This is a genomic window from Chryseobacterium lactis (assembly GCF_003815875.1).
Classification (GTDB): domain Bacteria; phylum Bacteroidota; class Bacteroidia; order Flavobacteriales; family Weeksellaceae; genus Chryseobacterium; species Chryseobacterium lactis.
This window is the reverse complement of sequence record NZ_CP033924.1, coordinates 4480135-4491520: the sequence shown is the minus strand read 5'-3', so window position 1 is coordinate 4491520 and position 11386 is coordinate 4480135. Positions and strand designations below refer to the sequence as shown.

Here is an 11386-nt window from a genome sequence, read left to right as displayed (position 1 = left end):
TAGTGATAGCATAAACAGACCACAACGTAACTGCAATAAGCAGAAAAGGGCGAACATCGCATCCGACAATCTAACGTGCCAATAGTTGCTGTATGTCTAAATGGGGATTGCCTAAGTCGGAATGCCACAGGCGTGGCTATGGAAAAAGCTCCTGAATATCCGATACGGCAACGGAGTCTCCGTAGTAGTCCGAGCAGGGGAAAGCCCTGTACATGGCGAAGGGAGACAGTCAATTTAGTTTAATACGATTAACGGAAAATGTGAGAGACATTATGAGAAATCCAGAAAAAGTATTGAACAGTCTAATAAGGCACAGCGGAAACACGGACTATAAGTTCGAAAGGCTGTACAAGGTTCTGTTCAATGAAGAGATGTACTTTATCGCCTATCAGAAAATCTACAGTAAAGTAGGCAATATGACGGCAGGAGTTGATGGAAAGACCATCGACGGAATGAGTATATCCCGCATTGAAAGGCTGATTGCATCGTTGCGAAACGAGACCTATCAGCCAAACCCATCCAAGAGGACATACATTCCGAAAAAGAACGGGAAGAAACGTCCGCTTGGTATACCATCTTTTGATGACAAATTAGTGCAGGAGGTTATCAGAATGATATTGGAAGCAATTTATGAGGGTAGCTTTGAGCATACTTCACATGGGTTCCGACCCAATAGAAGCTGTCACACAGCCCTATTAAGCGTCCAACAGTCATTCACTGCTGTACGGTGGTTCATCGAGGGCGATATAAAAGGCTTCTTCGACAATATCAATCACGAAATATTGATTGGTATCCTAAAGGAGCGTATCGTTGACGGCAGGTTCATTCGGTTGATACGAAAGTTCCTCAATGCAGGGTATATTGAAGATTGGGTGTACCACAAAACATACAGTGGCACACCGCAAGGTGGGATTGTAAGCCCCATCCTTGCCAACATTTACCTTGATAAACTCGATAAATATGTCAAGGATTATATCAAGGACTTCGATAAGGGTAAAAGAACTACGGCAACACGCCAGTACAGGCTACACGAACAGAGACGATACCGCTTGGCCAAGGAACTCAAATGTGAGACAGACGAAACTGTCAGAGAGCAGATGATTAAGTACATCAAAGAGTCGAGACAGGAAAGAGACAAATATCCAGCTTATGACAAGATGGATGGCAGTTTCAGAAAGTTAAAATACGTTAGGTATGCGGACGATTTTCTTATCGGGGTCATAGGTAGCAAAGAAGACTGCAAAAAGATAAAGGAAGACATCAAGGTTTACCTTGATGAAAAACTGAAACTTGAACTGTCTGATGAAAAAACTTTGGTGACTAATGCTAAGAAACCAGCCAAATTCTTAGGCTTTGATGTCTCCGTGCGAAACTCCGATGAATCCAAGAGAGATAAGCACGGTAGAACCGTAAGATGTTTCGGAGATAAGGTTGTACTCCGTGTCACAGCAGACGTGATGAAGAAAAAGCTACTGAGATATAATGCCATGAAACTGGTAAATGAAAAAGGCACAGAAGTTTGGAAACCACGCTCACGCTATTACATGAAAGACTTGGATGACTTAGAAATCATCAGTCAGTACAACGCTGAAATACGGGGCTTTTACAATTATTACTCAATTGCCAACAACAGCTCGTTTGTCCAGTCATTATCTTACATCTTGGAGTACAGTATGTACAAAACGTATGCACTTAAATACCAAACTTCAATCAGTCAGGAAAAGACTAAAAGATGTATCAACGGAGTGTTTTCCATTCCCTACAAAGACAGGAAAGGAGATATAATGTACAGACGCTTTTACAAAGAGGGTTTCAAACGCCAAAAAGCTGCCCGTGGTGCTTACGTGGATAGTTTACCCGTCACGGTTACCATTACAGGGGGAAGAAACAGCCTTATAACAAGGTCGCAAAACCAGAAATGCGAATTATGCGGTGCCAACGAGAAATTGGAAATGCACCATATACGCAAATTGAAAGACCTGAAAGGTAAGCAAGACTGGGAAAAACGAATGAGTGCAAGGAGAAGAAAAACCTTGGCAGTATGCTCAAAATGCCACGATAAGATACACGCAGGCAAGTTAGACTGAATAAATTGATGGAGAGCCGTATACCTGGAGACAGGTACGTACGGTTCGGGGGAGAGTTCTTGGAAACCTACCATAGTCAATATGGCAAGGCGCCGGGTCCTTATCCTACGCCTACACGACTGAAGAAACCGAAAAAATAGAAGTGATGCAGCTTGCTGCTGAACTCGACGGCAATGTAGAACTCGCCATTAAGCATATCGCAATGCAAAGGCGTGACAAAGCAAATCAATAGTCATTAACATTTAAAATTTCAAGAACAATGAAAAAAGTATTGTATCTGGTGTGTACGGCCTTAATGCTTGCCGCAGCACCGTCAGCAAATGCCCAATGGGTCGTAACAGATCCGGCTAATCTGGCTTCGGGTATCATCAACTCTGCAAACGAAATCATACAGACTTCTTCGACTGTGAGCAATGTTGTAAAAAACTTCAACGAAGTGAAGAGAGTGTATGAACAGGGCAAGGAGTATTACGACAAGTTGAAAGCCATCAACAACCTGGTGAAAGATGCACGCAAAGTGCAACAAACGGTATTGTTGGTAGGTGATGTGTCGGAAATGTATGTGAACAACTTCGGGAAAATGATGAACGATCCAAATTTCAAACCGCAGGAATTGGTAGCTATCGGCAATGGCTATTCGGCACTGCTCAATGAAAGTGCCGAACTACTAAAAGAGTTAAAGCAGATTGTAACCTCTTCAAGCCTTTCGCTGAACGACAAAGAACGTATGGATATCATAGACAGGGTTTACAAAGAAGTAAAGGAATATCACAGTTTGGTACGCTACTACACCAATAAGAACATTTCTGTGAGCTACTTGAGAGCGAAAAAGAAAAACGATGCCAAAAGAGTGCTTGAACTCTACGGAACTGCTAACCAAAAATACTGGTAAAAATGGAATGGGATAATCTTCACGAACTCCTGCGGTCGCTTTATGACGATATGATGCCGCTTGCAGGCGATATGGCGGCTGTTGCTAAGGGTTTGGCAGGATTGGGTGCGTTGTTTTATGTGGCATTAAAGGTTTGGCAGGCCTTAAGCCGTGCCGAACCTATCGATATGTTTCCATTATTACGCCCGTTCGCTTTAGGATTGTGTATTATGTTTTTCCCGACCATCGTATTGGGAACCATTAATGCGGTGCTAAGACCGGTTGTAACCGGAACCCATGCCATACTGCAAGACCAGGTACTTGACCTGAATAAACTTCAACAGCAAAAAGACCAATTGGAATACGAAGCAATGGTCAGAAACCCCGAAACTGCCTATATGGTATCAGACGAAGAGTTTGATAAAAAACTGGATGAATTGGGTTGGTCGCCATCCGATATTGGTACAATGGCGGGTATGTATATGGACAGGCAAGCCTACAAGATAGAGAAAGCTATAAAAGATTGGTTTCGTAATCTACTGGAAATACTCTTTCAGGCGGCGGCTTTGGTCATTGATACCATACGAACGTTTTTCCTGATAGTCCTCTCCATACTTGGACCAATAGCCTTTGCTATTTCCGTATGGGACGGCTTTCAGTCCACGCTTACGCAATGGCTCACCAGGTACGTCAGCGTTTACCTGTGGCTTCCTGTTTCGGATTTGTTCAGCTCAATGCTCGCAAGAATACAATCCCTCATTTTAGAAAGGGATATAGCGATGCTTGCCGACCCAACCTATATACCTGATACGAGCAATACCGTGTACATCATTTTTATGATAATCGGCATCATCGGGTACTTCACTATACCGACAGTAACAGGTTGGGTAATCCAAGCCGGAGGCGCAGGAAACTTTACCCGCAATGTAAATACAACTGCAATGAAAGCCGGAAACATCGCCGGAGCAGGCGCAGGCTCAACAGTTGGAAACATCGGCGGTAAACTGATGAATAAATAATCATTAATCATTCTAAAAAATGGAATTTAAAACGTTAAGAAATATCGAAAACAGCTTTAGGCAGATAAGATTATATGCCATTGTGTTTGCTGTTCTCTGTACCAGTGTGGTAGGATACGCCGTATGGCGTTCCTATCGCTTTGCAGAAGAACAACGTCAAAAAATATATGTACTGGATAATGGTAAATCCATGATGCTTGCCTTGTCGCAGGATGCGGCCATCAACCGGCCCGTTGAAGCAAGAGAACACGTCAGGAGATTTCACGAACTTTTCTTTACGCTTGCCCCCGATAAGAACGCTATTGAAAGCAATATGAAACGGGCATTTAACCTTGCCGATAAAAGTGCTTTCGATTACTACAAAGACTTGTCGGAAAAAGGCTATTACAGCCGCATCATTTCGGGGAACGTGCAGCAGCGTATAGAGGTAGATAGTGTGGTGTGCAATTTCGACAACTACCCGTATGCAGTGCGTACCTATGCCAAACAGTTCATCATCCGGTCAAGCAATGTAACCAGGCGAAACCTGATTACTTCCTGCTATCTCGTCAACTCCGTTCGTTCCGACAATAATCCGCAGGGCTTCAATATTGAAAAATTTGCAGTCGTGGAAAATAAGGATATAGAGGTTATCGAACGCTAAAAAACAATCTTATGGAAGCATTATCAGATTTAAGCACGTTCGCAAAAATCCTTAGCAACAAAGGATACAACGGGTATTTCCATACGCAGGGTGCGTATGCCGGAAAGCTGAAAGACAGCATCCGCGACTACCTCGAAAGCTGCCAAAAAGGTGCAGACAGTTTGCCTAAACAGGACTTGTTGCTGACAGGCTACCTGCAATGGTCGGGCGATGACAAACCCCATGTAGAGTGTAATATGTGGATAAAGTACCTGAATGGCAAATTCTCACTGAGCCGAATGGAAATAGCCAAGAAGGACGGCTTTGGGCAACTGCTCAAAAAAGCGGAACTGGCAAACCTGTCCGTAATATCTGCACCTAAATTAACGGAAGCGGTCGCATTGGTCAACGATGCGCCGAAGCAACAGGCCGGGAAAAGTCCTAAACGTTTCAAGCTCTAACATAGAAATAGTAAAGCTATGAAAAAATTAAGAGCAAATATGGACAGGTACTTTGACAAGTTGGATGACCGTTGGCGGGCATTGCCAGTACGCAAACAGCACCAATATACGCTGTACTTCTTTGTGGGTTATCTGCTGCTTACCGTAGCGGTCATCGGCAAAGTGATGTACGATACCTCAAAGTCTGGCAACGATATGGTCATAGAGCATATCGAAAACCCTGTCCTAAAAAGTAAAAATCCTGCAAGGTTGCAGGATAGTGTATCAACAATTTTAAAAAATAGGATTTATGAAAGAAAATGAGAACAAAAAATCGGTTGTTCGGGTAACCGAGGGAAATCCGGCTGCAACTGCTGATGTGCTACAAAATGGCGCACAGAATAACAAGGAAAAGCTGAAAAAGCCTTTAATCTTTGGCTTAATGGCGATTGTCTTCGTGGGTTGTATGTACCTCATATTTAAGCCCTCCGAAGATAATAAGACCACTGAGAATATCGGACTGAACGATGCCGTTCCACAGGCAACGGGAGCAGGAATGCCTGACGATAAAGGCAAGGCTTATGAACAGGAAATGTTGGAACGTAAAGACCAGGAAAAACGTAATGCTCTGGCAACGCTATCAGACTACTGGAATTCGGAAGAAAAAGAAGAGCCTACAGAGGAGCTATTTACTAATGAGGAGGAGAATTCTGGCTTTGGCAGTAATAGCAGAAAACCTGGAAGAAACGGAAATCCCACATTGAACAGCTACCGCAATATGCAAAGTACATTGGGTTCATTCTATCAGGACGATAATTCGGAAACAATGCAACTCCGAAGACAAGTAGATGAACTGAAAGAAAAATTATCAGAAAGAGATGTGCCGCCTGTAGCAACAGTAGATGATCAATTAAAATTAATGGAGAAGTCCTACGAAATGGCCGCAAAGTATTTGCCACAAAATGCCAATACCGGGAGCGCTGCCCCCACTGGCGGTACAACTCCCGCTGCTGCGGGTATAAACCAAAAAGAGCATTTTGTAGCGTTTACACCGGCACGGAAAAATACTGTTTCAGCCCTTTATCGAGAACCGACGGACAGTGCTTTCTTAGAAGACTGGAGCCAATCCAAAAATCGGGGTTTCTACAGCGCAGGTGCTACCGGACAGGTAGTACAGCCCAAAAATAGTATTAGAGCCTCCGTACACGAAGCGCAAACGGTTATAGGCGAAACTGGAGTGCGTTTGCGTTTATTGGAGCCAGCCCAAACGCCACAACGTACCATCCCTAAAGGAACAATTGTGACCGCAAATGCCAAATTTCAGGGCGGGCGTTTACAGTTAAAAGTAATGTCTGTAGAACTGGAAGGTAATATCATTCCGGTAGATATTACGATTTACGACATAGATGGACAACAGGGCTTATACGTTCCGTACTCGCCGGAAATGAACGCGCTGACAGAAATGGCGGGCAATATGAGCCAAACTTCGGGGACTAGCCTCATGTTAAGCCGCTCGGCAGGGCAACAGATCGCTGCTGACATGAGCCGTGGCGTAATACAGGGAATTTCTGGCTACTTCTCCAAAAAAGTAAGAACACCGAAAGTTACACTCAAAGCTGGTCATCAAGTCTTCCTTGTATCAAAAAAATAATGTTCAACTCAACTAAATAAGAAATTGAAACCTGCTCCGCACAACGGAATATGCTTCATTACCATTAAAAATTAAATATTAACGACAATGAAAAATCATTTAAAAACCTTTTGGGCTTTTGCCCTTATACTCGGCTTTGCCGTACAGTCTTATGCTCAGGATAGTACCAGAACGCCACTTGCATTAGGTAAGATAGAACCCTACCGTTTGGAAGTCACTTACGACAAAACTTCTCACCTGATTTTTCCGACCGCTATCCGTTATGTGGATTTAGGCAGCGAATACCTGATTGCAGGTAAAGCAGAAGATGCCGAAAATGTTTTGCGTGTAAAAGCATCGGTAAGGGATTTTGAGCCGGAAACCAATTTTTCTGTGATTACCAATGACGGACGTTTTTATAGCTTCAATGTGCATTACAGTTCCTACCCGGAGGCAATGAGCTATGACCTGCTCACGATGCAAAAGGCAGTGGATAAAGCTAACGGTAATGATGTGCTTTTTGAGGAACTGGGTAACAATTCCCCCTCATTGGCCGGATTACTACTGGAAACCATTTACAAGAAAGACAAGCGCATTGTAAAGCATATCGGGGCTAAGAGTTTCGGCATTCTGTTTATTCTCAAAGGCATTTACATCCACAACGGCAAATACTATTTCCACACGGAATTGAGAAACCGTACCAATGTGCCTTACGAGATTGATTTTATCAATTTCAAAGTGGTGGATAAAAAGGTAGCTAAACGCACCGTAGTTCAGGAACGCCCACTAACTCCTTTGAGAACTTACACGCCATTGAATGGCATTGCCGGAAAATCGACCGAGCAAAACGTGTTCCTGTTAGACCAGTTTACCATTGCCGATGACAAGGCGCTGCTGATTGAGATTTTCGAGAAAAACGGCGGCAGGCATCAAACATTGCAGGTCGAAAATTCGGATCTGATCAAAGCCCGTTTGATAAACGACATGTACCTGAAATTTTAATAACCCTTTAAAACAAGAATATGAAAAAGTATATCTATAGTGTGCTGCTTGTTATGATAGGCATCACGGCTGCACAGGCGCAAAGGATGCTGCCAAAGCAGAAAGGATTGGAAATAAGTGCAGGCGTATTATCCAATGATAAAATCGGCAATGATTATTACATCAGTGCTGCAATGACCGTAAACGGAAAGAACGGTAACTACCAGCTCTGGGCGTTTGAATATTCCCATCAATACCACAATTATAAAGATGTGCGTATACCACAAGAAACGTACTCCGCTGAAGGCGGCTATAGTTTCTTTTTGTTGGGCGATGCCCGAAAGAACATCACGCTGAATTTAGGGATAACGGGCGTGGTCGGTTACGAAACCATTAACCGGGGAAAAGCAATGTTGTATGATGGTGCGAAAATATTGAGCGAGGACAATTTCATTTATGGTGCAGGTGGTCGTCTCACCTTTGAAACGTACCTGTCAGACCGTTTTGTATTAGTCCTGCAAGGACGCACAAAAGTCTTATGGGGTACGGATTTACAGCAGTTTCGCCCCTCTGCAGGTGTGGGATTAAGGTTTAACTTTTAAAACGTGAAACAATGATAGCAATATTCAATAAATTCAGAACAGGGCTAATGCCATTATATATACTGTTGGCAATCCTCACAGCCTCGGTAACATTGGTATCTTGCAGCAAAGATGACGAACTCGAAATACAGAACGATTTCCCTTTTGAGGTAAATGTGATGCCTGTGCCAAAAGACGTTCCCAATGGACAGACGGTAGAAATACGTATGACCATAAAACGTACTGGCAATTATAGCAACACGCAATATTACCTACGTTATTTCCAGTTTGATGGTCAGGGAATGTTACAATACTACGATGAACCGCCTTATCTGCCCAATGACCTTTACCAATTACCAAAGGAGCAGTTTCGGTTATATTACACTTCAACATCTGCCGTATCACAGTCCTTTGATGTTTGGATTTCAGACAGTTTTGGGAATGAAAAACAGATAAATTTTCAGTTTAATAGTAGTGATTGACAACCAAACAAATGAAGATGAAAACCGGCTTTTAAAGTCGGTTTTTGCTTTTTAGTTTTCGGCGGGAAAAACTTTCAATTTTGCAACGCGCCCTCTAAACAATACTGTGTTAGCCGTTTGTTATTACTTACATTATGCCAGCGTTTGCTCCTGACATAGTCGCTATAAAATAGTTTACAGAATATATGCCAAGCATTACGAGTAGCATTTCCTCTGGTTTATTTTGATATTCAACGTTATACGAGATGTCATGAGTGTATTGAAACGCTCTCCAATTGAATTTTGACTTAATTTCAATGAGCTTTTCTTTGTCTTTGTTTTCAATGGTGTATTTGTCGGAAAAAATATCGTTCAGTTTTAAGACAAATTCTTGTCCGTCTTGAAATGTAATGATAATCTTCCCATTCCAGCTTAATGACAAACTTGCAATCGGTGTTTCGTTTTGGGTTACAGAAATACTTGTTCCAAAAAATCCAACAGGTGCTACTTTATATTTTTCGGTATTTACAAGATTGATTTCTGCTTTAAGAAAGAATAGATTTTCGTAACTTATTTCTCCTAAACGCTGACCGTTTTCAGTCAGTTGAAAGGTTTTTTTGTCAGTTGAATGTGCATTCATAGCTATATTATGTTGAGTTATTTGAAATCGGTATCTTCTAATTGAAAAATTTCTTCTACCGGTGTCCCAAATGCATGGGCCAATTTTAAAGCTAAAAGAGTGGAGGGAACGAACTTGCTGGTTTCAATCGAGTTCATCGCTTGTCTTGATATGCCAATTTTTTCTGCTAAATCTGCTTGTGTCCAATTTTTCTTTGCTCGCTCAACTTTTATCGTATTTTTCATCTGTATTTGCGTTTTGAAATGAAAAAGCCAATGAAATAGAAAAAGAAGAACAAAGGAAATATGTACAAGTAACTTATGTTATCTAATCCCAAGTTTTTAACTAATCCTACCATTCCTAAAATCATTACCAAAAGCAACGACATAAAAAATGCAACAGATACGGCTTCCAATTGAATTCTGATTTGTACTTCATCCAAAGAGCTTATGCTTCGTATACTTTTGAAGGTATATACCCCGAACAAAAGCGAATTAAACACAATAATTAGCAGTGCTAGCGGTATTGGTAACGAATATTTGGACAGGCAATACACACCAACTGCGAAGCTAACAGAAAAAATCAAGGCCCAAAATATACTTTTAATATGCATTCCATTTTTCATACTAGGTCTTATAAAATTATCATAAAGATAATAAATCGTTACTAAATGTAAACTATATACGACATTTTTTTTTAATTTTCCTATTTTCAGTTATAGGTAAATCGATATGTAACCAATCGTACGATTTGTACCTATTACAAAAGGATTAGCCATCTCTAGCACACTTAAACGACTGCTGTGACAAACATTGAGATTTAGATTTCAGACAGCTTTGGGAATGAAAAACATATGAATTTTCAGTTTAATAGTAATGATTAGTGAATAGAAGAAGTCCTGCCCAAAAGCAGGATTTCTTTTTTAAGGCACCTCGAAGCTATAATTTTTGTAAATTTAAAAGATAGATTTAAAGTGTTTTTGTTATGGTCGCATCATTGGTTATTGGTATCATATTTTTGGTTGCAGGCTTGGGACTTCGCTATTGGATTAACCGGAGAAAATTTTACAGGCGTGGGCCGATGGGCGCAGAAGGCTTTTCCTCTTACGAAAGTTCGGTTTTCATTAAATTGATTGAACGGGTTGGTAAATGGGTAGCTTATGCTTTGATTGTCTTTGGATTATTGTCGTTATGGGTTTATTCTCGTGAGAAAAAAGATAAGGAAAAACAGCAGCCGCAAGTGAAAACGGAACAATTACGATAAGCAATCCAGTAGCTTTAAAAACTACCAACCACAGGATAATGAAATATAGAGAATTAAAACCTACCATAGCATTAGAACCGTATATCCATTCTTTTTGGGAATTAAAGGGCGACGAAACCGATAGCCAATGGGAACGGAATTTCCCCGACGGATGTCCGGGGTTGGTCATCAATTTAGGAAATGAATGTATCACCGACAACGGGGTGCTTCGTATGGATTTCGGTAAAACGTATGCTGTGGGAACGATGACTTCCTTCAAAGACAGTTTTATTGAAGAAGGTACCCATTTGTTTGGGGTATGCCTTAAACCTGCGTCTTTCTCAAATTTCTACAGCTTTGCGGCACTAAACGAACTGACTGGCAAGACGGTTCAGTTTGAAAAGTCAAATTCATTTAGCATTGAAAAACTTATTAGAAATCCAGCCGATTATCTTAACAGTTTTTTTGTCAACAGGCTACAAACCACCCATAATGGCTTACTTCAGTCGGTGATTGCGGATATTCATAGATCAAACGGTCAATTGAGTATAGACCATCTTGCTAAAAGAAACTTCGTAACGGTAAGATGGTTAGAACGGAATTTTAAAACATATATTGGAATTACCCCGAAAGCGTATTCAAATATCGTACGTTTTCAAAATGCCTTTGCCCTGATTAAAAGTTCTTCCAATGAGCAAAGTTTATTGGATATTGCCTTTGAGTGTGGCTTTTATGACCATTCGCACCTTGCCAATGAAATAAAAAGAAACACCGGTGTTTTCCCTTCCCAACTTTAATTTTGTCGCATTTTTCCAAAGTATGAGTATAGACCA

Annotated in this window: 14 protein-coding genes; 12 read left to right on the top strand and 2 right to left on the bottom strand. The window is 41.3% G+C overall.

Annotated elements, in window-relative coordinates:
- Positions 1-272: 272 nt before the first annotated feature.
- From EG342_RS20075 to EG342_RS20025, 10 genes are all read left to right on the top strand, one after another.
- The gene (locus EG342_RS20075; protein ID WP_028069009.1) at positions 273-2087 is read left to right on the top strand and encodes a reverse transcriptase domain-containing protein; all 1815 of its coding nucleotides are present in this window, start codon (positions 273-275) and stop codon (positions 2085-2087) included.
- Between the two features lie 259 nt (positions 2088-2346).
- Positions 2347-2979: a DUF4141 domain-containing protein gene (locus EG342_RS20065; protein ID WP_028069010.1), complete on the top strand. Its 633-nt coding sequence runs from the start codon at positions 2347-2349 to the stop codon at positions 2977-2979.
- Between the two features lie 2 nt (positions 2980-2981).
- Positions 2982-3977, top strand: a complete 996-nt coding sequence (gene traJ / locus EG342_RS20060) for a conjugative transposon protein TraJ (protein WP_028069011.1) — start codon at positions 2982-2984, stop codon at positions 3975-3977.
- A 19-nt stretch (positions 3978-3996) separates the two neighbouring features.
- Positions 3997-4620: a conjugative transposon protein TraK gene (gene traK, locus EG342_RS20055; protein WP_028069012.1), complete on the top strand. Its 624-nt coding sequence runs from the start codon at positions 3997-3999 to the stop codon at positions 4618-4620.
- An 11-nt stretch (positions 4621-4631) separates the two neighbouring features.
- The gene (locus tag EG342_RS20050) at positions 4632-5060 is read left to right on the top strand and encodes a hypothetical protein (RefSeq protein WP_028069013.1); all 429 of its coding nucleotides are present in this window, start codon (positions 4632-4634) and stop codon (positions 5058-5060) included.
- 18 nt (positions 5061-5078) lie between these two features.
- Entirely contained in the window at positions 5079-5363 is a 285-nt protein-coding gene (locus tag EG342_RS20045; protein WP_028069014.1) for a nitrogen regulatory IIA protein, read from the top strand.
- A complete protein-coding gene (gene traM / locus EG342_RS20040) occupies positions 5350-6690 on the top strand; it encodes a conjugative transposon protein TraM (protein ID WP_028069015.1) in 1341 nt (446 codons plus the stop codon). Before EG342_RS20045 ends, traM begins: the two co-directional genes overlap by 14 nt.
- Positions 6691-6777: 87 nt before the next feature.
- Positions 6778-7671, top strand: coding sequence for a conjugative transposon protein TraN (gene traN / locus EG342_RS20035; RefSeq protein WP_028069016.1), 894 nt, complete (start codon positions 6778-6780; stop codon positions 7669-7671).
- Positions 7672-7691: 20 nt separating this feature from the next.
- The gene (locus EG342_RS20030; protein WP_028069017.1) at positions 7692-8252 is read left to right on the top strand and encodes a conjugal transfer protein TraO; all 561 of its coding nucleotides are present in this window, start codon (positions 7692-7694) and stop codon (positions 8250-8252) included.
- Between the two features lie 11 nt (positions 8253-8263).
- The gene (locus EG342_RS20025) at positions 8264-8713 is read left to right on the top strand and encodes a DUF3872 domain-containing protein (protein WP_103292775.1); all 450 of its coding nucleotides are present in this window, start codon (positions 8264-8266) and stop codon (positions 8711-8713) included.
- 127 nt (positions 8714-8840) lie between these two features.
- Here EG342_RS20025 and EG342_RS20020 read toward each other — a convergent pair whose 3' ends face one another.
- Positions 8841-9332: a hypothetical protein gene (locus tag EG342_RS20020; protein ID WP_028069019.1), complete on the bottom strand. Its 492-nt coding sequence runs from the start codon at positions 9330-9332 to the stop codon at positions 8841-8843.
- Positions 9333-9349: 17 nt separating this feature from the next.
- On the bottom strand, positions 9350-9556 hold the full coding sequence (locus EG342_RS20015; protein WP_028069020.1) for a helix-turn-helix transcriptional regulator: 207 nt from the start codon (positions 9554-9556) through the stop codon (positions 9350-9352).
- Between the two features lie 739 nt (positions 9557-10295).
- Between EG342_RS20015 and EG342_RS20010 the strand changes: the two genes are divergently transcribed.
- Both EG342_RS20010 and EG342_RS20005 read left to right on the top strand, forming a co-directional pair.
- The gene (locus EG342_RS20010) at positions 10296-10574 is read left to right on the top strand and encodes a hypothetical protein (protein WP_028069022.1); all 279 of its coding nucleotides are present in this window, start codon (positions 10296-10298) and stop codon (positions 10572-10574) included.
- A 38-nt stretch (positions 10575-10612) separates the two neighbouring features.
- Positions 10613-11350: a helix-turn-helix transcriptional regulator gene (locus EG342_RS20005; protein WP_028069023.1), complete on the top strand. Its 738-nt coding sequence runs from the start codon at positions 10613-10615 to the stop codon at positions 11348-11350.
- Positions 11351-11386: the final 36 nt, after the last annotated feature.